We start from the raw sequence: 23,266 nt of genomic DNA on the forward strand, positions 1-23,266 counted from the left end.
AACTCTATTGGTTCCAACCACTGCCATCAGAGCTCCAAAGAGGCTTCCAAGAACGAGGATCACTTTCACGAGTTTTCTCATGGCTTCCCCCCCTTTCATTGCTCAGTCTCAGTGCTTCGCTTGTTACCGGATCTTCGCTGACCACATTTCTTTCTGCGAAACTCCGCTTTTGAAAGACCCCCTGCCCCCATACTATTTTATCAATTTTCTTTCAGGAGTGTTGAGATCAGATTCAAAAGATCATCTATTCCCTCACCCGTCACAGAAGATGTTGGTATAATCGTGTACTCTCCATACTTTGAAAACGCTCTTTTGTGTTCGTCCAGTTTTTTCTTCCTTTCAGACATCTTGACCTTGTCCATCTTGGTGAGGACGATGGTGAAGGGAATGTTCAGGTTTTTCAACCACTCCACCATCATGAGGTCTGTTTCCTGAGGTGGTATCCTACCATCAACGAGTAAAAACACCATCTGAAGGGACCATCTGTTCGTGAAGTAGTCTTCTACCAGTTTTTTCCACTGCATACGTTCTTTTTTGGAGACTTTTGCGTATCCGTATCCAGGAAGGTCTACAAAATAATACCTGGAATTCACAAGGTAGAAGTTTATCGATCTTGTTTTCCCTGGCGTTTTACTCACGTAGGCTATCTTTCTGTTGAACAGAGCATTTAAAAGAGACGATTTTCCAACGTTGGACCTTCCAACGAAGGCGATCTCACCCTTCAAAGGAGGGGGATAATCACCCGGTGTTTTCGCTATCTTGACCAGTTCCACATCCTTTATGACCATTTTCTCTCACCCTCTTTCTATGCTAGCATACAAAGAAGGAGGGATGAAGTTGAAGGGATACGTGCACGTTTACACAGGAGACGGCAAAGGGAAAACAACCGCCGCCCTTGGACTTTCGGTGAGAGCGGCCTGTGCGGGCCTGAGGGTGTTCATAGGGCAGTTTCTGAAGGGAACACCGGTTTCGGAGTTGAAACTGAAGGAGTTCTTCCGCAACATCGAGATAGTTCAGTACGGAACTTCCGAATTTGTCGTGGGAAGACCATCTGAAGAACAGATAAAAAAAGCAAAGGAAGGACTTCGGGACGTCAAAGAGAGACTGATTTCTGGAAGATACGACGTCGTCGTTCTGGATGAACTCTGCGTGGCGATTCATTTTGGATTCTTTTCGAGAGAGGAAATAGAGGACCTGCTGAGTGTCAGACCCGAAAACGTGGAACTCGTAATAACAGGAAGGTACGCACCAGAATGGTTGATCGAAAAGGCAGATCTTGTCACGGAGATGAAAGAAGTGAAGCATTACTACAGAGAAGGCGTCAGGGCAAGAGAAGGCATAGAGTACTAGGAGGGATACCCATGGTTGTAGAAAACAGGCTGGAAAAGGGAAGACCCGCGGTGGGAATGGAAACCACCGTGTTCGTTCATGGACTACCCAGAAAAGAGGCGATTGATCTTTTCAGAAGGGCAAAGAAGATGTCCGAAGAGATGGGATTCCAACTTGCGGTAGTGGGTGTCTTGAAGGGAAGAATTATCGTGGGAATGAACGAAGATGAACTCACCATCATGATGAACGAAGGTTCAGAAAAAATAGGAACAAGAGAGATTCCGATAGCACTGGCAAAGGGAATGAACGCTGCAACGACTGTAAGTGCCACCATCTTTCTCTGCAAAAGATTCGGAATGGATGTTGTCGTGACGGGTGGTACGGGTGGTGTTCATCCCGGTAAAGTGGACGTTTCCCAGGATCTCACGGAGATGGCATCTTCAAGGATCATACTTGTGTCCAGCGGCGTAAAATCCATCCTCGATGTGGATGCAACGTTCGAGATGCTTGAAACCCTGGAAATTCCAGTGGTGGGATTCATGACAGATGAATTTCCCCTCTTTTTCTCAAGAAAAAGTGGAAAAAAGGTGATGAGAGTAGAGGATGTAGAAGAGATCCTGAGAATCTACAGGACCATGGAGGAACTGAACCTTGAAAAGACCCTCATGGTGCTGAACCCTGTTCCAGAAGAACACGAAGTTCCACGGGAAGAAATCGAACATCTTCTGAAAAACATCGAACTGAAGGTGGAAGGAAAAGATGTAACACCCTACCTTCTCAGAAAACTTGTTGAGGTAACGAACGGTAGAACTCTGAAGGCAAACCTTTCTCTTCTTGAGGAAAATGTGAAACTTGCCGGAAAGATAGCACTGGCACTTGGAAGATAACGGATATGGTATACTAAAAATCGATGGTACTCCAGACACCGTGAAGAGGGAGGTCAGGCAAGATGAAGAGAACGTACCAGCCTTCAAGAAGAAAGAGAAAAAGAACGCACGGCTTTCTTGCGAGGAAGAGAACTCCAGGAGGAAGAAGGGTTCTCAGGAACAGGAGGAAGAAGGGTCGCTGGAGACTGACTGTATGAGCGAGCGTTTCACCAGAAAGGAACGCCTGAGGCTCAGGAAGGATTTCCTTGCGATATTCAAAGAAGGAAAGAGTTTGCAAAACGAGTATTTTGTGGTTCTGTTTTTGAAGAACGGTCTTGATCACTCGAGATTGGGAATAGTGGTGAAGAGAAAGTTTGGAAAAGCGACCAGAAGAAACAAATTGAAAAGATGGGTAAGAGAAACGTTCAGGAAGAACAAGGATAGAATACCAAAAGGTTTCGATATCGTGGTGATTCCCAGGAAAAGATTGTCCGAAGAGTTCGAAAGTATCAACTTCTGGGTGGTTCAGGAAAAGTTGCTCAGTCTCTTAGAGAGGATAGAGGAATGAAAAGATTGCTCATAATGATCGTACGGTTCTATCAAAGATACATCTCTCCTCTGAAACCTCCAACCTGCAGGTTTGAGCCAACCTGTTCGACTTACTTCATACAGGCATTGGAAAGGCACGGCCTTCTGAAAGGTTTTTTCCTGGGCCTCAGGCGTGTTGTTCGCTGCAACCCTCTTTCGAAAGGTGGATACGACCCAGTTCCCGAAGAATTCTCGTTCAAACTGAGGAGGCGATGATCTTGAAAAGGATCGTGGCAGTGTTGCTTGTCATCTTGCCTTTCATCCTGTTCGGGATCGAACCCATCAAGGTCACACGCTCTGACGAAGAAATCGTTGTTTTGACCAGATTCAGGGAGTATCACTTCGATCTTGAAAAAGGCATACTGAAGGATTACTACACACTCGTTGAGGGCAGAAAACACGTTTTCACATACGGAAACGATGGTTTCGATGTGCTCGACGAGGGGACACCTCTCACTGTCATTGAAGAGCCGATAGTAACCGGAAAAGGAAAGACTGCGGAGGGATTTTCAGATGAAGTGAGTATCGTGTACAACTACGGATACGTGAAGAAGATCTTCACCATAAAAAATGACGAAAATTATCTCTTTTTTGTGGACATAGAAAATTCCAGGCCCGTGGAAGTAACGCTTCCCAGAGTTTCACTGGATCCCTCCACAGACAGATACATGGAGAACTACTTTGCCTCTTTCAACTCGAAATCGAGGACACTGGTTCTTGTCAAACACGATGAGGGCCTTCGCTTCGAAGGAACTCTGGAGGTGAACGGGCAAAAAAGACTCACCGTCTTCATGGGACCAAACAAGAGAACTTTGATCAAAAAAGCGTTCCCCGAAGACTATGAAGCCCTGATGAAAGTCCTTGGAAACATTCCTGGATTCAACAGATGGTACGATTCTGTGTTCTATGGGCTCGTCTGGTTTTTCTGGTGGCTCAAAGATCTGACGAAAAGCTTCGGGTGGGCTATCGTTCTGTTCACACTGATAGTCAGGTTGATTTTGTATCCGCTCTATCATGCACAAACAAAGTCGCTCATAAACATGAGGAAACTCCAGCCGCAGATAGAGTCGATCAAGAAAAAATACAAAGATCCTACAAAACAACAGGAGGCACTGCTGAAACTCTACAGAGAAGCAGGTGTGAACCCTGCCAGCGGATGTCTGATGCTTCTCATACAGTTGCCGATCTTCATTCTTCTGTGGTCTGTTATCAGGTATTACGTCGAGGAGTTCGCTTACAGCGGTGGCTTTCTCATCTGGAAGGATCTTTCGGCAGGTGGTTTTGCAAACAACTGGATTTTCCTTGTGATCACGATAGTGGCAAGCTATTACACCACCCTTCTCACGAGTCAGGATGTGAGAACGGCCTGGCAGGGTCTCATAATGTCCATCATCTTTCCGTTCTTGTTCGTGGGACTTCCAAGTGGTCTGTTCCTTTACTACACGACAAACACGCTGATTCAACTCGCAGTTACCTATTACACCTACAGAAGGTACAAGATCAAAGGAATCACCACAAGAGAACTTCTAGGACTTCCGAAAAAGGCTTGAGGAAGAGGGGGGATTAGATGAAAAAGGTCATCGAAAGAGCTCCTTCTGTAAACGAAGCCATTGAGAGGGTAGTCAAAAGGTACGGACTCGAAGAAAACGAGTACACGGTAAACGTTCTGGAGAAAGGATTCCAAGGCATATTTGGACTTTTCTCAAAAGAAGCCGTCGTTGAGGTTTCAATCAAAAAGTCCTATTTTGAAAGGAGATTGAGAGAGTTTCTGGAAGACATACTGCGTGTGGTGGATCCTAATGTTAAAGTGGCTGTGAGATCTTCCGGAAGGAGTTTCTTCGTTGACGTGGACAGTGAGAACGTGGGAAGGTTGATAGGAAAACATGGAAAAACATTGGGTGCTCTTCAACACATCACGATGATTTTTCTGAACAGACTGAGTGATACGAAATTGAACGTGATCCTCGACATGGGAGATTACAGGGAAAAGAGGAGGAAATCGCTTGAGAAGATAGTTGAAGAAGCGGTGAAAAAAGCTCTTTCAGAGAAAACGAAAGTGACTCTCGATCCCATGTTTGCTTTCGAAAGGAGACAGGTTCACAAACTGGTTAAGAAGTACAAAGGTGTCACGAGCTATTCAGTGGGAGTGGAGCCTTACAGACGGGTTGTTATAGAGTACGTCGGAACAAAGAGGGAGGGAAGAAGAAGACATGATATTAAAGAGAGCATATGATGTCACTCCCCAGGAGATATCTACAGATAGTGTAAAGGGTGTCCAAAAGCGAGTTTTGATAGGGCTTAAAGAAGCAAGAAATTTCGTCATGAGGCTCTTCACAGTAAAACCATCTGGTGTTATAGAAAGACACACACATCCCTGGGAGCATGAAATATTCGTTCTGAAAGGAAAGTTGACGGTTCTGGACGAGAAAGGTGAAAAAGTGGTGGAAGAAGGACACTGTATCTATGTAGAACCCAACGAGGTTCATGGATTCAGAAACGACACGGACAGTGATGTGGAGTTTCTCTGTTTGATACCCAAAGAAGGCGGAGAGTAATTCTTTTTTAAAGAACACGAAAAAAAAGAGTAGTAAAATACTCCTCTGGCGCTTGAAGTGCGTCAAAAAATCCCGTTTGGGTACGTACTTCAGCGCCTGTATACCAACAGGTAGGAGGTGAAGGTTTTGTACGCCATCGTAGAAACAGCGGGAAGGCAGTACAAAGTGGAGGAAGGAAGGATCCTTTACACCGAAAAGCAGGCAGAGTACGCTCCTGGAGACGAGATCGTCTTCGACAAAGTGGTGTTTCTGAGAAAGGACAACGAAGTACTCGTTGGAAGACCCTATGTTGAAGGCGCAAGGGTCGTTGGAAAGGTGCTCGAACACGCCAAGGCCAGAAAGGTGAAAACGGTGAAGTACAGACCCAGGAAAAACAGCAAGGTAGAAAAAGGGCACAGGCAGTGGTACACTGCCATCAAGATCGAAAAGATCGAGGTATGATAGAAGTAACCATCACCGATACTTTCTTCGAAGTGAAGGGTCATGCATCGAACGAAGTTGCCTGTGCGTCTGTGAGTGTTCTCACTCAACATGTAGCGAACTTCTTGAAGGAGGAAAAGGTTGCAAGAATAGACAAAAGATCGGGTTATCTGAAAGTGGAATTTGAAAAACTGGAACCGTGTGAAGTAAAGGTACTCGCAGCGATGGTGAGATCTTTGAGAGAACTGGAGCAGAAGTTTCCTTCCCAAATTAAAGTGGAGGTGATTCTGAATGGCACATAAAAAGAGCGGCGGTGTTGCAAAGAACGGCAGAGACAGTCTTCCAAAGTATCTTGGGGTTAAAGTGGGAGACGGACAATTCGTAAAAGCAGGGAACATACTCGTGAGGCAGAGGGGCACAAGGTTTTACCCAGGAAAAAACGTTGGAATGGGAAGAGATTTCACGCTCTTTGCTCTGAAGGATGGCAGGGTGAAGTTCGAACAGAAAAACAACAAAAAGTATGTGAGCGTTTATGAGGAGTGAAAGGGTGAACGGCATAAAGCGGATCTCCTTTGTTGGAGTGTTTTCTGCCCTTGCAACACTCATGATGTTTCTGGAGTTTCCCATATTTCCACAGGCAAGTTTTTTGAAATACGATCCCAGTGAGATCCCGGCACTCATTGTGAGTTTTCTGCTGGGACCAAAGGTGGGCATGCTTGTAATTTTGATCAAGGATGTTCTGTTCTTTCTGGTAAAATCGGGTGATCCTGTAGGAATCGCAATGAACGCGGTTCTGGGAATGTCCTTTGTTGGACTGGCTGGTCTCATTTACCACAGAAACAAAAGCAAGATAACGGCCATAAAGGGAATGATCATAGCGACTCTCTTCACAACGGGATTTGCGCTTGGTTTGAACGCGTTGATCGTTCCTCTGTACTTCAAGGCTCCTTTCGAACTGTACTTGAAGTTTTTCCCGTTCATTCTGGCCTTCAATCTCGTGAAGTTTGGGGCTGACTCGATGGTCACTTTCTTCGTCTACAAGAAGGTTTCGAGTATCTTCAAGTTAGAAACAGTAGAAGGGAGGAACAGCAATGGCTAGATACTTTCCCGTTCAAAAAACGACGATGGTGAAACCCGAAGAAGTGGAGAGAAAATGGTACGTTGTCGACGCTTCCGGGAAGGTTCTTGGAAGGTTGGCAACACGTATAGCAAAGATTTTGATGGGGAAACACAAACCATCTTACACTCCCCACGTTGACACGGGAGATTATGTGATCGTTGTGAACGCAGACAAAGTGGTACTCACAGGTAAGAAGTGGGATCAGAAAGTGTACTATTGGCACTCTGGATACCCTGGTGGTCTCAAATCTATGACCGCAAGGCAGATGCTTGAGAAGCATCCAGAAAGACTCATATGGCTTGCGGTCAAGAGGATGCTTCCAAAGAACAAGATGGGCAGGAGGATGCTCAGAAGACTCAAGGTGTACGCGTCTTCCGAACATCCTCATCAGGCTCAGAAACCAGAACCAATTGAATTGTGATGAGGAGGGAATAAAATGGCCGGTGTTATCGGATATTACGGAACAGGAAGAAGAAAGACTGCGGTTGCAAGAGTTTACCTGAGACCTGGTGATGGGAAGGTCAAAGTGAACGGAAAAGAGTACGAGAGTCTGAATGACTATTTCAAAAACGTCGCCTGGACAAAGCACGCCATAGAACCTCTTGAGGTGACGAACACCCTTGGAAAATTCGATCTTGTGATCAGAGTAAACGGTGGTGGTCTTTCTGGACAGGCCGGTGCTGTGAGATTGGGCATAGCCCGTGCTCTGCTTCAGTACGATGAAAACCTGAAATCTGTCCTCAAAAAATACAAGATGCTCACAAGAGACCCGAGAGAAGTCGAAAGGAAGAAGTACGGTTTGAAGAAAGCAAGAAGGGCACCACAGTTCTCCAAGAGATGATCTCCTGAAAAAGAAAGCAACACGGGGGTCCGGTTGCCCCGGACCTCTCTTTTTCTCTACATTCCAAGGAGTGAGAATGTGATTCCTCGAGAGGTGATCGAGGAAATAAAGGAGAAGGTTGACATCGTTGAAGTGGTTTCAGAGTACGTGAATCTCACAAGAGTTGGTTCTTCATACCGGGCACTCTGTCCCTTTCATGCGGAAACGAATCCTTCCTTTTATGTCCATCCGGGCTTAAAGATATATCATTGTTTTGGTTGCGGTGCAAGTGGTGACGTCATCAAGTTCCTTCAGGAAATGGAGGGAATAACCTTTCAAGAAGCTCTGGAAAGGCTTGCAAGAAGGGCTGGTGTGGATCTTTCCGCGTACAGATCAACTGGAAGCTCTGATTACACCAGATACGTTCATCTGTACGAGAGGGTCTGGAAGAGATACGTTAACGAACTCAAAAAATCACATCAGGCAAAGGAGTATCTGCTATCCAGAGGGTTCACCGAGGAAGAAATGGAGAACTATGGATTCGGTTACGTTCCTGAAGACTCGGAAATAGCCGCTGAAGTCGGAAAAGAGTTGAATCTGAAGGAAGACGAAGTGATGAGGTACGGGCTTGCCTTGAAGAAAGGAAACAGACTGGTCGATAGATTCGAAGGAAGGTTGATCGTTCCGATAAAAAACGACAGGGGGCAGATCGTTGCCTTCGGAGGTCGTTTGTTGGGGGACGGTGAACCGAAGTACCTGAACTCTCCAGACACCAGATACTTCTCCAAGAGAAAGACACTGTTTCTCTTTGACGAGGCAAAAAAGGTGGCGAAAGATGTTGGCTTTTTTGTTGTAACTGAAGGATATTTCGATGCCCTGGCGTTCAGAAGAGACGGCATACCAACCGCGGTGGCAGTTTTGGGAGCGAGTCTTTCACGCGAAGCCATACTGAAACTTTCCGCATATTCAAAGAACGTGATCCTGTGTTTTGACAACGACAGGGCGGGTCTCAGAGCCACTTTGAAATCTCTAGAAGACCTTCTGGAGTACGAGTTCAACGTTTTGATAGCAACACCTGATCCCTACAAGGATCCGGATGAACTTTTTCAGAAAGAGGGAAGAGGATCTCTCAAAGATATGCTCAAAAAATCTGTTTCTTTTGAGTATTTCCTGACAAAGGCGGGAGAAGTTTTTTTCGATAAGGGTAGTCCTGCAGGTATGAGGTCCTATCTTTCCTTCCTGAAAAGATGGGTCCAGAGGATGAGAAGGAAGGGATACCTCAAGAATATAGACAATCTTGTGAAGGAGGTTTCCAGTTCGACTCAAATACCAGAAAACCAGATCTTGAACTTTTTCGAAAGCGATAGGTCTAATAATGTGCCTGTTCAAGAGGCGAAGGTGCAAAAGGTCTACGACGAAGGAAAAGGGCTTGCCTATCTGTTCTTGAACTATGAGGACTTCAGAGAAAGGATACTGGAACTCGACCTGGACGTTCTGGAAGATCACAATGCAAAAGAATTCTTCAAAAGAGTATCTTCAACCGAGAACATAAACGAATCAGTAGAAACACTTCCGAAAGAGGTGAAGGACTGGATCTTCAGAGTCCTGGAAGAAGTTCCCCCTCCAAAGAATCCGGAAAAGTTCTTTTGGGATCTCGCCGAGAGATTGAAAACTCGTCAGTTGAAGAAACGCCTGGAGGAGATAGAAAAGTTGATAAAACAGGGTGTCAGTGAGGAGGAAAAGCGTATCCTCCTGAACATGAAGTTGGACCTTTTGAGAAAGATCAAGGGGAGGTGAAAATATGGCGGAAAAGGAAGAAGCAATCATGAAGGATGAACAGATCACTGAAAGTGAACAGGAAAAGAAGTTTCCACCGCAGATAGAAAAGCGGATAAAAAAACTCATAAACCAGGGAAAGAAGAAAGGATACATCACCTATGAAGACATAGACAAGGCGTTTCCTCCAAATTACGAAGAATTCGATACGAACCTGATAGAAAAGATATACGAAGAACTCGAAAAGCACGGAATAAACATAGTCGAGAGCGATTCAGAAGAAGAAACAGAAACCTCCACGGAAGAACTTGAAGAACTCCTTGAAAAGGAATCCCCTGAAATATACGACTCCAGCAACGTGAGGGATTCCATAAAGATGTACCTCAAAGAAATCGGCAAGATACCGCTTCTCACACCGGCTCAGGAAAGAGAACTTGCAAGACGAGCTCAAATGGGTGACAAGAAAGCCAAGGAAAAGCTCATAACGTCGAATTTGAGACTGGTAGTCAGCATCGCAAAGCGTTACATGGGTCGTGGGCTTTCCTTCCAGGATCTGATACAGGAAGGAAACATTGGTCTTCTCAAAGCGGTGGAAAAATTCGACTGGAGAAAGGGCTACAAGTTCAGCACGTACGCCACCTGGTGGATTCGACAGGCTATTACAAGGGCAATAGCAGATCAGGCAAGAACTATCAGAATCCCTGTTCACATGGTTGAAACGATAAACAAGTTGAACAGACTGAGAAGAGAATACTACCAGAAATACGGAGAAGAACCATCTGTGGATGAACTCGCCAAGATGATGGGGAAACCACCCGAAAAGATAAAGGAGATACTCGAAGCAGCAAAAGAAACCATTTCACTCGAGTCTCCGATCGGTGAAGATGAAGACTCCTCTATAGAAGATTTCGTGGCAGACGAATCGGTGCCTTCTCCAAAGAAAGAGGCCATGAGAATGCTCATGCGCGAAGAACTGGAAAAAGTTCTGAAGACCCTCAGTCCAAGGGAAGCCATGGTTCTCAGGATGAGGTATGGTCTGCTCGATGGGAAGCCAAAAACACTGGAAGAAGTGGGACAGTATTTCAACGTCACAAGGGAAAGGATCAGACAGATCGAAGTCAAGGCCCTTCGAAAGTTGAGACATCCTTCAAGAAGTAAATACCTGAAATCTCTGCTTTCACTGATGGATGAAAACGAAGGGTGAGCGAAAGCTCACCCTTCATTTTTCAAAATCTTCAGAAGATACTCTATCGGGTCACCCTTTTTGTAAAGGACGACAGTACCGGATCTTGGATTGTACCCTGGATGTTTTAAAAATGGAGAATTTTTACCCGGAAGGAGTTCCACCATGAAGTGGTCGAATCTGATTTTTCTTATACCCAGTTTTGATGCTCTTATTCTTATTCTGAAGTAATCCAGGAGCAGTTTCACCTCTTCTGGCGGCTCTCCGAATCGATCCCTCATTTCTTCCAGTATCTCTTCTATTTCCTCTTCTTCAAAAGCGGACGCAAGCCTTCTGTACATCCTCAATCTTTCCACGGGGTTTGAAATGTAATCCTCTGGTATGAAGAACCTGCCCGGAGGGTTTTCTATCTCAACTTGAACGGTGTGCTTTCTCTCTACTCGTTTTTTCTTCACCTTTGTCACAGTTTCCTTCAGGATTTCGTTGTACAGTTTCAAACCAATGGAGACGATGTTTCCGTGCTGCTCCAGTCCCAGAACATCTCCGATACCCCGCATTTCCATATCCTTCATGGCGATCTGTAGACCACTCCCTGGACCTGTGTGTGCCTTAAGCACCCTGAGTCTTTCCAGAGAACTTCTTGGAACCCCTTTTGGATACAGAAAGTACGCGAAAGCCCTTCTGTCACTCCTTCCCACCCTTCCTCTGAGTTGATAGAGCTGGGCAAGACCGTACCTGTGGGCATCGTCGACGATCAGTGTGTTGGCGTTCGGTATATCGACACCGTTTTCGATGATCGTTGTACACAAAAGAACGTCGATGTTTCCACTGTAAAACTCATGAACGACCTTTTCCATCACTCTTCTGGACATCTTACCGTGTGCCATAGCGATTCTGAGTTCTGGAAACATTCTCTTCAATTTTTCGAATACTTCCGGAAGTTCTTCCACCCTGTTGTGAACATAGATCACCTGTCCTCCTCTGTTCACCTCTCTTACAACGGCCCCTTTCACCAGTTCTTCGTTGTATTCAGCAATGTAAACGTGCACAGGTTTTCGCCCGGGCGGAGGAGCGTTTATCACCGAAAGGTCCTTCATCCCGGAGAGTGCCATGTGGAGCGTTCGCGGAATTGGCGTGGCACTTAGGGAAAGAACGTTCACAGAAAGTCTCATCTTTTTGAATTTTTCTTTCTGTTCAACACCGAACTTTTGTTCCTCGTCGATGATGACGAGTCCAAGATCTGAAAATTCCACTCTTTCGTTCAAAAGAGCGTGCGTTCCTATTACGATGTCTATTTCACCCTTTTTCAGTCCTTCCAGTATCTCTCTTCTTTCTCGCAGCGTTCTGGAACTGTCGAGAAGTTCTACTCTAACACCGAAAGGCTCGAGTCTTTCTTTGAAGTTCTCATAGTGCTGTCTGGCAAGTACAGTGGTGGGAACAAGTACTGCCACCTGTTTCCCGGATACCACAGCGCGAAAGGCAGCACGAAGTGCTACTTCCGTTTTGCCCACTCCAGCATCACCACATAGCAGTCTGTCCATAGGTTTCTCCGATGACAAATCTGTCAGAACTTCTTCTATGCATTTCTGTTGATCAGGGGTCTCTATGTACGGAAAGGTTTCCGCGAATTTTTCTTCCAGTTCAGGATCACCGGGAAGTGGTGTTCCTCTCACTTCTTCTCTCTTCAGGTAGAGTTCAACGAGTTCCCGCACCCTTTTCTCGATGTCTTCCCGAACTTTCTTCAGCGTTCTCTTCCATCTTCCCCTGTTCAATCTGTCGAGTTTTACCTGGGATGGGTCACCTATGTACCTGTGTACCCTGTCAATTTTTTCAACCGGAACGTAAAGAAGCGCATCTTCGTATTTCAGTTTGAGATAGTCCCGCTCTCCAAGAACACTTTTCAATCTGATCATGCCTTCGAAGATGGCGATCCCGTGTTCTTTGTGAACGACGAGTTCTCCCTCTTCTATCTCGTCGATGTCTACCAGGGGAAGTGGTCTCTCTTCAGTACCAGAAGAGATGGTTGCACCGGCGACTGTCTTCTCCACGTTTTTCAGAACTCTTTCCAGGACACCTTCATCGAAGAACAAATCGTATTTTTCCTTCAGGAGATCTTTCAATTCTTTTCTTATCCTTCGGTATTCCGTCAGGGCTTTCTCCAGATCTTCACAGGTAAAACGTACATCCTTCACAAAGTCGAGCAGAGAACTGTCTCCATATTCATCGAGAAAGGGTAGAATGTAAACCTCGTTGACCTTCTGGAAAGATCTCTGGGTGGAAACATCGAAAAATCTGATGTCTTCAACGACGTCTCCAAAGAGTTCTATCCTCACGGGAAAGTCGTATCCTGGAGAGAAGATGTCCAAAATTCCACCTCTTATGGAGAACTCCCCCGGCATTTGAACGGTGAAGGTTCTCTCGTACCCCATCTCCACGAACCTTTCTGGAGAAAGATCGAACGAAGCAGAACGTCTGACTTCGATGATTCTTTTTTTCAAAGATTCCGGTGAGAAGATCTTTTCGGTGAGGGCTTTCAGGGTGATGGCGATTTTTAGATCTTCGCCTCTGAGAAGCTTCCAGAGGATCTCCACTCTCTTCTTTTTCACTTCAGGTGATAAAGAAACGTCTTCGAGAGGCAGGTTGTCTCTCGATGGATAGAAGAGATATCCTTCCAGATGTATCTCTCTTTCATTCGGAATCAGAAGTATTTCAACCATCTTTCATCAGATCTTTCACGAGTTTCCTTTCATCATCACTGAGACCTTCAAAGGGATTGGGGAGGTTGAGTTTCGCCCTGCACAGGGCCTTCACAATTTTCAACTTCGGGTCTTTTAAACCAAGATTTTCTGCTTTTTTCAGCAGATTCAGCGCTTCAAAATACTTTCCCATCTGATAATAGGTGCATCCCATGTTGAAGAAGGCTTCCGCACTTTTTGGATTTATCTCCATGGCCTTTTTGTAGCTTTCCATGGCTTTTGCCAGAAGATTCTTTCTCCTGTATATGTTCCCGATGTTGATCCACAGCTCAGCCGATGGTTCTTTCTCAACCAGTTTCAAAAACTTTTTCAGAGCGATATCCAGTTTTCCGTTCTTCATATCGAGGTACGCTTCTTCGAACTCATTTGAGCTCAAGTTCTATCACCTTCTTTGTGACATAAACGGTGTCTGAATAGTTCATCTCAGGTGTTCTGAAGGCTGCAGAGATGGGGATGATTTCCTCGGTGATGGGTTTGACGTAGGAAAAGCTGAACACCCAGAGGTTGTGTTTCAGAAAGTGTGGCGTTCCCACTCCTCCACCCGACCTGTAGCAAAACTCCTTCAGTTCAGGTGGTGCATCGGACATGGAGTGGAGTTTGATGTTTTTCAGTTTCAGAACAGCGAGTTGTTCGTTTGAAAAGCTCGTATCAGGTGGCACCAGTACGCAGTAACCCTTTCTGTCGTTAATCTGGTATATCTTTTCTGAAAGAAACTCCTCGTCACTTATGTAGAATGTATACTCTCTCGTTTTGTAGGACACCTCGAAGGGAACACGGCCGCGTGCCTCGAGTAAATCGGAAAAGAGATGAACGAGATCTATATCCTTTCCAAAAGCGTTTTCCACCCTCACGTAAAGAAACATCCTGTCGGTTGTGAACTCGAAGGAATCTATGTGTACGAAGATCGGCTCTGAGGATTTCAGGATGCTGATCTCTACTCTGTGGTTCTGCCAGTCTGTTCCGAAAAGATACGGATACTCGTATTCTATGTTCACATATTGAGGGACCGATCCTATCTTCAGGAGTTTTCTTCCGTCGAAGTGATAGAGTGTTCCAAACTGGTCGAGTAAAAGGTACGATCCATCGTAGAACATCTCAAAAGAACGTGCTGGAACGGGAAGGGAGATCCTCTGCTGTTCTCCATCGTCAACATTTGTTACTATAAGAGAGTTGCTCCAGGTATCAAGAACTATCACTCGATTTCTGTAAATTTCTGCATCCGTGATCAGTGGATTGCCACCGAGTGGTATTTCATCAGAACCGCTGTCTTTCATCAGAACTATCCTGTTTACATCAGCCAGCACGAACTCTCCAGAATCCAGAATCCCTGCTCCGATAGGATGAAGAAACGATCCTATCTTCTCCTCGTTTCGATAGACATCCCCACTTTCTGAGATCAGAAAGATGTTCCCTTCTCTGTCCACGAAAACCTGTCCTGGGCGAAACGAAAGATTCTTCACGCTGTAGGTGTATCCGTCGGTTTCTATCAAACGATTGTTTGGTGGGTCAACGATGTAGATGGTTTGTCCCAGAACAGCCACGTCTGTCGGGGAAAAGAAATATTCCACTCCATCTTTGAATCCATCCAGAGTACGAAGGGTTTTCATATAGAAAGAAACCGTTTTTTTGTTCTGCAGGATGAATTCGAGGTTGTGAACAAGCGAAAGAACTTCTGGCTGATCGGGAACGATAACAAGAAGATTCTTCAGATCTTCATAAGCCTCTCTGACACGTCCGGTTTCTATCATCAACTTCGCTCTCAGATACCAGAACTCCGCCAGATCTTCTGCCGGAACAGGCTTGTAGAAGATCTCCTCCATCTTCTGTAAGGCGGAGTTCACATTTCCCTTTGCCCAGTCCACTATCACCTCTGAGAACATTTCCCTGACACTCTGTGTAAAGACAGCCAGAGTGATGAGCAGGAAAAAAAGAACGATGTGTTTTTTCACGGTTTCACCTCTTGAAGAGGGTCACCTTTCTTTCTGTTCCAGAGAGGAGTCTTCGTATGTTCTCCGAGTGACGAAGGGTTGACAAAACAGCGAGTATCAGGATCAACATACCAGCGTCGTAACCTTTTAAGATGTATCCCAGGAGTGCAGAAGTGTAGAGTCCGATGAGTGATCCAAGAGAAGCGTAACCAGTGATCATAACCACGAAGAACCACACAAGAGCGAATACAATTCCTGTGGGCCATGACAGATAGAAGATGACACCGAGTGTTGAGGCAACGCCCTTTCCTCCCTTGAACTTCATGAAGACAGGAAAGTCATGACCAAGGACGGTCAAAATCGCCGTCAGGGAAACTAGTTTTGGATCACTAGAAGTGGACCCCGCCAGGAAGGCAGGAAAGAACCCCTTCAAAGCGTCGAGTAAAAGGCAAAGACCACCGACCGCAGGGCCCGTTGTTCTGATCGCGTTCGTTGCCCCTATGTTTCCACTTCCGACTTTTCTCACGTCCACACCCTTGATCCACTTTGGTATCAGATAACTGAAGGGAATCGATCCCACCAGGTATCCAAGCAGGGGGAAAACCCACCACTCCACATTATCACCTGCTCTTTTTGAATTTCAAAAATATAGGAGATCCCTCAAACGGGAACACGTATTCTCTGATCAACCTTCTCAGAAAGACTTTCTGAGGTTCTTTGATCTTTTCTATGTCGTTCACAAAGAACAGGAAAGTGGGTGGTTTTATGTCTACCTGGAGTCCAAAGAAGATTTTGAGGCCGCGCGGCAGGTTGGTGAACGCCAATACCTTCTGAAGAGCAGAGTTTAAAGCACTGGAAGGTACTTTGGTCGTGTAGGAAGAGTACGCCAGGTTGATGGCATCGATTATCTTTTCCACTCCCCATCCTTTGTCCGCAGAAGTGAATATCAGAGGACTGTAGTCAACAAAGTAGAGTTTTTCCTTGAAGAGTTTTGTGAATTCATCGTATCTCTTCTCACGATGTTCCACCAGGTCCCATTTGTTGAACACAACAACACTCGCTTTCCCTCTTCTTTCAACCAGACCTGCTATTCTTTGATCCTGTCTTGTGATACCTTGTGTGGCATCGAGAACGATGATGACAACATCCGCTTTCTCTATACTCTCAACGACCCTGTACGTACTGTACCTTTCCACGGTTTTTGGTTCTATCCTTGACTTCTTTCTGAGTCCCGCCGTGTCCACGAAGATGTATTTTTTCCCATCGATGAACACTTCATCGTCCACAGGATCTCTGGTGGTGCCAGGAATCGGTGAAACCAGCGCTCGTTCTTTGTTCAGAATAGCATTGAAAAGGGTAGATTTTCCAACGTTCGGACGTCCAACGATGGCGATCTTTATCGTTTCGGTTATCTCTGGTTTCGTTTCTAGATCCAGGCCTTTTTCCTCCAGTTTCTGAATGATCTTTTCCATCAGTGTATCGAGGTTGATACTGTGTTCAGCCGAGACAGGTACGGGATCACCGAATCCCAGACTGTAGAGCTCAGGTTTTACCTCTCTTTCAAACTTTTGCTGGTTCTCAGTTTTGTTCGCTACCAGAATAACATCCGCTTCTGATTTTCTGAGAAAGTCGGCAAGGGACTCGTCCTCTTTTGTTATACCGTTTTTACCATCGACGACGAACAGGACGAGATCTGCTTCCCTGATCATATTCAAGGTTACTTCCTTCATCTTCTTTGAAATGATATCCTGCGGGTTGTCGAACACACCACAGGTGTCAACTAACCTGAAGGTTTTTCCGTACCATTCCACAGTATCTTGAACGGGGTCACGAGTGACCCCTTCTTCATCCTCGACGATTGCCTTTCTCTTTTTCACAAGTTTGTTGAAAAGAGTCGACTTACCAACGTTGGGTTTTCCTACAATCAACACAGTCGCCATAATTCACTCTCCATTCTTCAACAGGTCACCGAGTGATTTCTGGTAGCTTTCCTTTTCCACCTTTTTTCTGTATTCTTCTATGTTCATCCTTTCTTCGAATCTCTTTTCACTCAGGATCATTCTTCCACCGAATATCTCATCTGGATCGATCCTGAGAACGACGAGGTTGAGCAACTTTCCTTCCTCGGGTTCACTGACAAGGTGGTTGTTCGGCACAAAGCCTTCCACATCGTATTCTTCGACCTGAACGATTACGCCTGAGTTCACTATCTTTTTCACGGTTCCCCTGACTATCGAATCTTTTTCCAGCTCTTCCAGGGCACGTTTCCACGGATTTTCTTGAGTCCTTTTTATACTCAAGGAAAGTCTTCTGTTTTCTTTGTCCAGGTTCATTATCTTCACTTTCACCTTCTCGCCCACTTTAACGACCTCTTCTGGGCTATCAACCCTTTTCCAGGAAAGTTCGGAGATGGGGACAAAACCTTCAATCCCTTCCTCGAGTTCGACAAATACACCTTGTCTTATAATGGAAGTGACCTTTCCTGCCACCGTGTTTCCAACGGAGTATCTGTCTTCGATGTTCTCCCATGGATCTCCCTTTGCCTTTCTGTAACTAAGGGTGAGCTTTCTGTTTTCCCTGTCCACGTTGATCACTTCAACTTTTACAAGGTCACCAATCTTCACAACGTCTTCCAGGTTCTTTCTGCTGTTTCCCCAGAAAACCTCTGAACGTGGAACGAGTCCCTCCACACCAGGTTCGAGCCTCACAAAGAAACCAAACGGATGTATGGACGTGACCTCCCCACTCACCACTTTTCCAACAGGATATTTTTCCTCCACCTTATTCCAGGGATCAGGCATGAGCCGTTTCAGGCTGAGAACCACACTTTTTCTGTCTTTGTTCAGTTCGATGAGTTTTGCTGTGACCTTCTGGCCAACCTGCACCACATCCTCAGGAGTTATTCTTGTGTCATAACTGAGCTCGCTTCTTGGAATGAAACCTCTTATTCCATCCGAAATTTCAACCTCAACTCCTGAACGATTTATCCTTTTCACTGTGCACTCTACTAAGTCTCCTGTTTTCTTTTCAGAGAAAAACTCTTCCACTTTCTTTTCCTGTACAGCCTTTCTTGAAACCACGATTCTTGTTTCCCGTCGTGTACGGACCATGTCCAGTATGAGAACGTCGATCTCTTCTTTAGGGAAGGGTTCTTCTCTTCTCAACAGAGAGTGTGAACCTGGCAGAAAAGCTGGTACCACTCCCTTCAATACCACGCTGTATCCACCTTTCGTCTGTGAAACGATCCGTGCTTTGACTGGTTTTCCTTCTTCGTATAGTTTTCTCAGTTCTTCCATTGTCTTTCTGAAGATCGGCCTTTTCTCTGAGAGTGTGGATCTTTCTTCGTAGTTCAGGTTCAATATTTGAAGGGTGAGTTCCTCCCCTACTTTGTAATCGTCTATCGGTCTGGTCAACTCGTTTTCTGGAACGAATCCTTCACTTTTTCCCCCAAAATCCACTACTATGCCATCCTCTTCCTTCCCGATGACCATCCCTTTCACTATCTGCCCTCTTCTGAACTCACCCGGTTCATACTGATTGAGAATTTCATCGTTGAATTCCACTGGTTCCATACTACTTCCCCTCCATCTCTTTCAGTTTTCTAACAACGTCCTCTATCAAAGAAACAGGTGTGGAAGTTCCACTGAACACACACACCGTACCATATTTTACTACGTCCTCCGGAATTTCATCGGGTGATTCCACCCAGATGGTTCTAGAGTTTTTGGATGCAAGACGGAATAGTTTTCCCGTATTGGAACTGTGCTTTCCACCAACCACTATAGAAAGTTCGCAGATCTTCGAAAGATCTTTCACTTCCCTTTCCCGCTCCACGGTCACAGGGCATATCGTGTTCAGATAGATGGCCTTTTCGAAGTTGTTCATTCTGATCATCTCTGAGACGAATTCTCTGTATTCGTCCAGGGAAGAGGTGGTTTGGGACAGAAAAACTACGTTCTTTTCTTCCGTTTTGAAAGGTTTCTTTGTTACGATCGCGGGAGCGTATCCCATCAAAGCCACCATTTCGGGATGATCCTTTTTTCCAAACACTATGAGCTTTCCTCTGGAGGAATATTCTCTGGCTGTTTTGAAAAGCTGGAAGACGATAGGACAGGTGAGATCTACAACCTTTGGATAAACCTTTCTCAGTTCTTCGAGCTTTTTCTCTGGTATTCCATGGGCTCTTACGACGAAGACATCTCCATCGGTGGGATCAGAGGAGATTTTCAGACCCTTTTTTATCAGTTCTTCCATTACCTGCCTGTTGTGAACGATCTCACCGTCCGTTACTACCCTTTTTCCTTCATTCAGAAGCCTTTCAACGGTTTTTATTGCCCTTTCCACTCCAAAACAGAAACCGACATTCTTTGCAACGATGATCTTCAAACCTTCATCCTCTCCTCAACAAGTTTCAGTATTTTTTGAAGAACCTCGTTCACACTCATACTGGTTGTGTCGATGACCACGGCATCTTCCGCCGGTTTGAGTGGTGCAATCTTCCTGCTGGAATCTTGTGTGTCCCTTGAGATCAATTCCTTTTCAACCTCTTCCCTGCTGACGTTCAAACCCTTTTTCTGGTATTCCCTGAGTTTTCTCTCGATGCGAGCTTCCAGAGAAGCTGTGAGAAAAATCTTGAGCTGAGCATTTGGCAAAACAACGGTTCCGATGTCCCTTCCCTCAACCACTATGTTTTTGTCATCACAGATCTCCCGTTGTATTCTAACAAGGTGTTGTCTTACCAAATCGAGTTTTGCAAAATCTGAGGCGAGAATACCCGCTTCGGGGCATTGGATTTTCTCTGTGTAATCTTCTCCGTTGATGAACACCCTACCATCTCTGTAATCCACATTCACATCTTTGAGTGCCTTTTCCAGTTCCTCTCTTGATGAGAAAGGATTCAGCCCTTTTTCTTTCAGGTAGACAGCAACAGCACGGTAAGTGGCTCCCGTGTTCAGATGTTCAAAGCCCAGCCTTTCTGCCAGGAGCTTTGCGATGGTGGATTTTCCTGAGGCTGCTGGTCCGTCTATTGCTATCTGAAGCCCCATCCTACACCTCCTCCGTTGTGTCGACGATCTTGAAGATCTTGTCCAGGTGTGTGAGTTTGAAGATTCTCAGAATGCTCTCTTTCAGAGAACTGAGAATGAATTCCTTTCCGTTGATCTTGGCGTCCTTTAAGATGACAACCAGAGTTCCAAGACCCGCACTGTCCATGTAGGAGACGGAAGAAAGATCCAGAACGATCTTCTTTTTGTCCGTCGATGAGACAAGGTTTCTCAACTGCTCTTTCAACTCTGAGGAATTGTACGCATCGATTTCCCCATGAACCTTCACGATTATCTTGTCTTCCTGCTCTATCTTTTCTAGTTTCAGTCCTTCCATGTTATCCCTCCTCAACACGGATTCTGAGTTCCCTGAGCTGTTTTTCATCGACCGACGAAGGTGCTCCTGTCAGAAGACACACACCGTTTCCTGTCTTCGGAAATGGAATGACCTCTCTTATGGAGTTTTCTCCAGCGATGATAGCAACCAGCCTGTCCAGTCCAAAGGCGATTCCACCGTGTGGGGGAACACCGTATTTGAACGCTTCAAGGAAAAATCCAAACTTCTCCCGGGCTTCTTCTTCACTTATTCCAAGTAGTTTGAAGATCTTTTCCTGTATCTCTCTTTTGTGTATCCTTATGCTTCCCCCTCCTACCTCGTATCCGTTTATAACGATGTCGTAGGCTTTTGCTCTCACCTTTGTATGATCATCGCCGAGAGTTTCCTCAACCGGCATGGTGAAGGGATGGTGCCTTGCCACGAACCTTTCTTCCTCTTCGCTCCATTCGAAGTATGGAAAATCAACCACCCAGAGGATGTCAAACCCCTTTGCCAGATGTGAAAAGTACTCTTTTCCTATTTCCAGTCTGAGTGTTCCAAGAGCCTCGTTGAGTAGATCTCTATCCTTGTGAGCAGCTATCAAACAAACGTCCCCTTCTTTCAGATTTTCCTTTTCTGCTATCGTTTTGAACTCCCTTTCGAGGTGTTTTAAATGCGGTGAAGTGATTTTTCCTTCTATCTTGAACCAGATGAGTCCTCCTAGCCCAAGTTCTTTGGCCCTTTCCATCAACTCGTCACCTTTTTTCCTTGTCATCTCAGAGGCGAACTCTGGAACGACGAATCCCTTTACACTTCCTCCCTCTTCCAGGACGCTTCTTATAACCCTGAAATCAGTTCCTTCAAAGGCGTATCTCAGATCTTTCAGTTCCATACCGTACCTTCTGTCGGGCTTGTCCGTTCCGTATTTTTCCATCGCTTCATTGTATGTTATTCTGTCAAAGGGCGTTTTCAGATCCATACCGATGGCTTCCCTGAACACTCGGGCGATCATGCCCTCACTCACCGAAAGAACATCTTCTACGTCGACAAAGGACATCTCCACATCGACCTGGGTGAACTCCGGTTGTCTGTCAGCTCTCAGGTCTTCGTCTCTGAAACACCTTACTATCTGAAAGTACCTGTCGAAACCAGATATCATCAGAAGCTGCTTGAAAAGTTGTGGAGATTGTGGAAGAGCGTAGAATTTCCCTGGTCTGAGGCGAGAAGGAACCAGAAAATCTCTGGCACCCTCCGGTGTGCTCTTTGTGAGAAAAGGTGTTTCTATCTCTAGAAACCCCAGCTCGTCGAAATATTTTCTGATTGTCCTTGCAATGGTGTATCTCAGAATTATATTGTCTCTCATTCGCTTCGACCTCAGATCTATGTATCGGTATCTGAGCCTCATTTCTTCCTTGGGTGTTTCATTGGGATAAAAAGGTAGGGGTTCTGCTTTAGACAGGATCTCTATCCTCTCTGCTACAACTTCTATTTCTCCGGTTGCAATGTTAGGGTTTTCCGTGCCAGCCGGCCTCCTTCTCACCGTTCCTTCAACCAGAACGACGGACTCACGCGTAAGATCGTCCACTGTTTCGTAGGCTTTGCTGTTCACATCACACACAATTTGTGTTTCACCGTACCTATCTCTCAGATCAAAGAATCGAACTCCTCCAAGGTCTCTTATTCTGTCCACCCATCCACAGAGTTTCACCTTTTTTCCTTCGTCTTCTGCTCTGAGTTCACCGCATGTATGAGTCCTCAACATGCTGTCCCTCCCTCTGGATCTGTTATTATCGCCGTTATCAACTCAGATGGAATTACCTCAAAAAGATCTGTCTCCTTCAAAGATCTTGAACCGAACTTAAAGGGATCAGCCACCACTAGAAAAGGTTTTTTCTGCTCCCTACACAGGATTGCAAGCGTGGTCGATCCCACCTTGTTCAGAACATTTCCTGCTTTATCGACGTAATCGGCTCCGACAAGGCACAGATCCACTTTCCTCAGGATTCTGTACGCCAGAAGGTCTTCGACGAGTTCAACCCTCAGACCTTCCCTTCTCAAAGATTCTACCAGTATCCTTCCTTCACTTCCAGGACGTGATTCCAGAACATAGACACAGACTGGTTTTGCCTTAATGAAGGTTTGTTTCAGAGTCTTGCTGTTACTCAGCGTTATTATTCTTTTTCCTCTGCAAAAAGAAGATGCGTATTCAACTGTGCGCTCCAGGGTTTTCTTTAAAAGACGGAGAAATTCCGATAGTTCTTTTTTTGAAGGACTTGTTTTCAGAAAATGTGCCAACTTTTCCAGAACCGCCATGGGTTTTTCCCTGAAGAAAAGATGTATATCTCTTACTACCTCGTTCATGTTCAGAGATTCAAAATTGTCTTCGATGAAGGTTATCAAACGTTCTGCAACTTCCCGGGATCCTTCTGTTTTCATCTGGCTCAAAAACTCTTGAACTCCAGACACTCTGGTATCACCTCATATAAGTATTGTATCCCAATTTCCCTCTGTTCCAAAAAAATAGTTGTAATTGGTGCTCTTCCGTTGTTTTCAAAAATTGCTGGTGA

Annotated in this window: 28 protein-coding genes; 16 read left to right on the forward strand and 12 right to left on the reverse strand. The window is 45.4% G+C overall.

The window, feature by feature from the left end:
• Positions 1-200: 200 nt before the first annotated feature.
• Entirely contained in the window at positions 201-788 is a 588-nt protein-coding gene (gene yihA / locus AS006_RS08580) for a ribosome biogenesis GTP-binding protein YihA/YsxC (protein WP_101513931.1), read from the reverse strand.
• Between the two features lie 49 nt (positions 789-837).
• Here yihA and cobO point away from each other — a divergent pair, with 49 nt between their 5' ends.
• The 16 genes from cobO to rpoD all read left to right on the forward strand — a co-directional run bounded on the left by cobO (position 838) and on the right by rpoD (position 10,678).
• Complete coding sequence (gene cobO, locus AS006_RS08585) at positions 838-1,350, forward strand: cob(I)yrinic acid a,c-diamide adenosyltransferase (RefSeq protein WP_101513932.1); 513 nt, start codon at positions 838-840, stop codon at positions 1,348-1,350.
• Positions 1,351-1,361: 11 nt separating this feature from the next.
• The gene (gene psuG, locus AS006_RS08590; protein WP_101513933.1) at positions 1,362-2,216 is read left to right on the forward strand and encodes a pseudouridine-5'-phosphate glycosidase; all 855 of its coding nucleotides are present in this window, start codon (positions 1,362-1,364) and stop codon (positions 2,214-2,216) included.
• A 62-nt stretch (positions 2,217-2,278) separates the two neighbouring features.
• Positions 2,279-2,413 carry a 50S ribosomal protein L34 gene (gene rpmH, locus AS006_RS08595; protein WP_038067454.1) on the forward strand — a complete coding sequence of 45 codons (135 nt, stop codon included), beginning with the start codon at positions 2,279-2,281 and terminating at the stop codon, positions 2,411-2,413.
• Positions 2,410-2,763: a ribonuclease P protein component gene (rnpA, locus tag AS006_RS08600; RefSeq protein WP_101513934.1), complete on the forward strand. Its 354-nt coding sequence runs from the start codon at positions 2,410-2,412 to the stop codon at positions 2,761-2,763. Before rpmH ends, rnpA begins: the two co-directional genes overlap by 4 nt.
• Positions 2,760-2,999: a membrane protein insertion efficiency factor YidD gene (gene yidD / locus AS006_RS08605; protein WP_101513935.1), complete on the forward strand. Its 240-nt coding sequence runs from the start codon at positions 2,760-2,762 to the stop codon at positions 2,997-2,999. The genes rnpA and yidD overlap by 4 nt, the downstream gene beginning before the upstream one ends.
• Positions 2,996-4,333, forward strand: a complete 1,338-nt coding sequence (gene yidC / locus AS006_RS08610) for a membrane protein insertase YidC (RefSeq protein WP_101513936.1) — start codon at positions 2,996-2,998, stop codon at positions 4,331-4,333. Before yidD ends, yidC begins: the two co-directional genes overlap by 4 nt.
• Before the next feature lie 17 nt (positions 4,334-4,350).
• Positions 4,351-5,016 carry an RNA-binding cell elongation regulator Jag/EloR gene (gene jag, locus AS006_RS08615; protein WP_101513937.1) on the forward strand — a complete coding sequence of 222 codons (666 nt, stop codon included), beginning with the start codon at positions 4,351-4,353 and terminating at the stop codon, positions 5,014-5,016.
• Complete coding sequence (locus AS006_RS08620) at positions 4,994-5,338, forward strand: cupin domain-containing protein (RefSeq protein ID WP_101513938.1); 345 nt, start codon at positions 4,994-4,996, stop codon at positions 5,336-5,338. The genes jag and AS006_RS08620 overlap by 23 nt, the downstream gene beginning before the upstream one ends.
• Before the next feature lie 126 nt (positions 5,339-5,464).
• Entirely contained in the window at positions 5,465-5,779 is a 315-nt protein-coding gene (gene rplU / locus AS006_RS08625) for a 50S ribosomal protein L21 (protein ID WP_101513939.1), read from the forward strand.
• Positions 5,776-6,060, forward strand: coding sequence for a ribosomal-processing cysteine protease Prp (locus tag AS006_RS08630; RefSeq protein WP_101513940.1), 285 nt, complete (start codon positions 5,776-5,778; stop codon positions 6,058-6,060). Before rplU ends, AS006_RS08630 begins: the two co-directional genes overlap by 4 nt.
• Positions 6,050-6,301: a 50S ribosomal protein L27 gene (rpmA, locus tag AS006_RS08635; RefSeq protein ID WP_101513941.1), complete on the forward strand. Its 252-nt coding sequence runs from the start codon at positions 6,050-6,052 to the stop codon at positions 6,299-6,301. Before AS006_RS08630 ends, rpmA begins: the two co-directional genes overlap by 11 nt.
• Positions 6,291-6,857, forward strand: coding sequence for an ECF transporter S component (locus AS006_RS08640; protein WP_233185708.1), 567 nt, complete (start codon positions 6,291-6,293; stop codon positions 6,855-6,857). Before rpmA ends, AS006_RS08640 begins: the two co-directional genes overlap by 11 nt.
• Positions 6,850-7,299 (forward strand): 50S ribosomal protein L13, encoded by a 450-nt coding sequence (gene rplM, locus AS006_RS08645; protein WP_101513943.1) that lies wholly within the window; start codon positions 6,850-6,852, stop codon positions 7,297-7,299. The genes AS006_RS08640 and rplM overlap by 8 nt, the downstream gene beginning before the upstream one ends.
• Before the next feature lie 15 nt (positions 7,300-7,314).
• Positions 7,315-7,719, forward strand: a complete 405-nt coding sequence (gene rpsI / locus AS006_RS08650) for a 30S ribosomal protein S9 (protein WP_101513944.1) — start codon at positions 7,315-7,317, stop codon at positions 7,717-7,719.
• 78 nt (positions 7,720-7,797) lie between these two features.
• Positions 7,798-9,495 carry a DNA primase gene (gene dnaG, locus AS006_RS08655; protein WP_101514094.1) on the forward strand — a complete coding sequence of 566 codons (1,698 nt, stop codon included), beginning with the start codon at positions 7,798-7,800 and terminating at the stop codon, positions 9,493-9,495.
• Positions 9,496-9,499: 4 nt separating this feature from the next.
• Positions 9,500-10,678 carry an RNA polymerase sigma factor RpoD gene (gene rpoD / locus AS006_RS08660; protein ID WP_101513945.1) on the forward strand — a complete coding sequence of 393 codons (1,179 nt, stop codon included), beginning with the start codon at positions 9,500-9,502 and terminating at the stop codon, positions 10,676-10,678.
• Between the two features lie 8 nt (positions 10,679-10,686).
• Here rpoD and mfd read toward each other — a convergent pair whose 3' ends face one another.
• Genes mfd through AS006_RS08715 form a run of 11 tightly spaced genes read right to left on the reverse strand, consistent with a single transcriptional unit; the run spans position 10,687 to position 23,165 of the window.
• The gene (gene mfd, locus AS006_RS08665) at positions 10,687-13,374 is read right to left on the reverse strand and encodes a transcription-repair coupling factor (RefSeq protein ID WP_101513946.1); all 2,688 of its coding nucleotides are present in this window, start codon (positions 13,372-13,374) and stop codon (positions 10,687-10,689) included.
• A complete protein-coding gene (locus AS006_RS08670) occupies positions 13,367-13,789 on the reverse strand; it encodes a M48 family metallopeptidase (RefSeq protein WP_101513947.1) in 423 nt (140 codons plus the stop codon). The genes mfd and AS006_RS08670 overlap by 8 nt, the downstream gene beginning before the upstream one ends.
• A complete protein-coding gene (locus AS006_RS08675) occupies positions 13,776-15,362 on the reverse strand; it encodes a hypothetical protein (RefSeq protein WP_101513948.1) in 1,587 nt (528 codons plus the stop codon). Before AS006_RS08675 ends, AS006_RS08670 begins: the two co-directional genes overlap by 14 nt.
• Positions 15,363-15,366: 4 nt before the next feature.
• Complete coding sequence (gene plsY, locus AS006_RS08680) at positions 15,367-15,957, reverse strand: glycerol-3-phosphate 1-O-acyltransferase PlsY (RefSeq protein WP_101513949.1); 591 nt, start codon at positions 15,955-15,957, stop codon at positions 15,367-15,369.
• A 4-nt stretch (positions 15,958-15,961) separates the two neighbouring features.
• On the reverse strand, positions 15,962-17,281 hold the full coding sequence (gene der / locus AS006_RS08685) for a ribosome biogenesis GTPase Der (protein WP_101513950.1): 1,320 nt from the start codon (positions 17,279-17,281) through the stop codon (positions 15,962-15,964).
• 3 nt (positions 17,282-17,284) lie between these two features.
• Entirely contained in the window at positions 17,285-18,913 is a 1,629-nt protein-coding gene (locus AS006_RS08690; RefSeq protein ID WP_101513951.1) for a 30S ribosomal protein S1, read from the reverse strand.
• 1 nt (position 18,914) lies between these two features.
• Positions 18,915-19,727: a 4-hydroxy-3-methylbut-2-enyl diphosphate reductase gene (gene ispH, locus AS006_RS08695; protein WP_101513952.1), complete on the reverse strand. Its 813-nt coding sequence runs from the start codon at positions 19,725-19,727 to the stop codon at positions 18,915-18,917.
• Complete coding sequence (cmk, locus tag AS006_RS08700) at positions 19,724-20,386, reverse strand: (d)CMP kinase (protein ID WP_101513953.1); 663 nt, start codon at positions 20,384-20,386, stop codon at positions 19,724-19,726. Before cmk ends, ispH begins: the two co-directional genes overlap by 4 nt.
• Before the next feature lies 1 nt (position 20,387).
• Positions 20,388-20,720, reverse strand: coding sequence for an STAS domain-containing protein (locus tag AS006_RS08705; protein WP_038067478.1), 333 nt, complete (start codon positions 20,718-20,720; stop codon positions 20,388-20,390).
• A 1-nt stretch (position 20,721) separates the two neighbouring features.
• A complete protein-coding gene (gene aspS, locus AS006_RS08710) occupies positions 20,722-22,461 on the reverse strand; it encodes an aspartate--tRNA ligase (RefSeq protein WP_101513954.1) in 1,740 nt (579 codons plus the stop codon).
• Positions 22,455-23,165, reverse strand: coding sequence for an initiation factor 2B (locus AS006_RS08715; protein ID WP_101513955.1), 711 nt, complete (start codon positions 23,163-23,165; stop codon positions 22,455-22,457). Before AS006_RS08715 ends, aspS begins: the two co-directional genes overlap by 7 nt.
• Positions 23,166-23,266: the final 101 nt, after the last annotated feature.

The organism is Thermotoga sp. SG1 (assembly GCF_002865985.1).
Classification (GTDB): Bacteria; Thermotogota; Thermotogae; order Thermotogales; family Thermotogaceae; genus Thermotoga.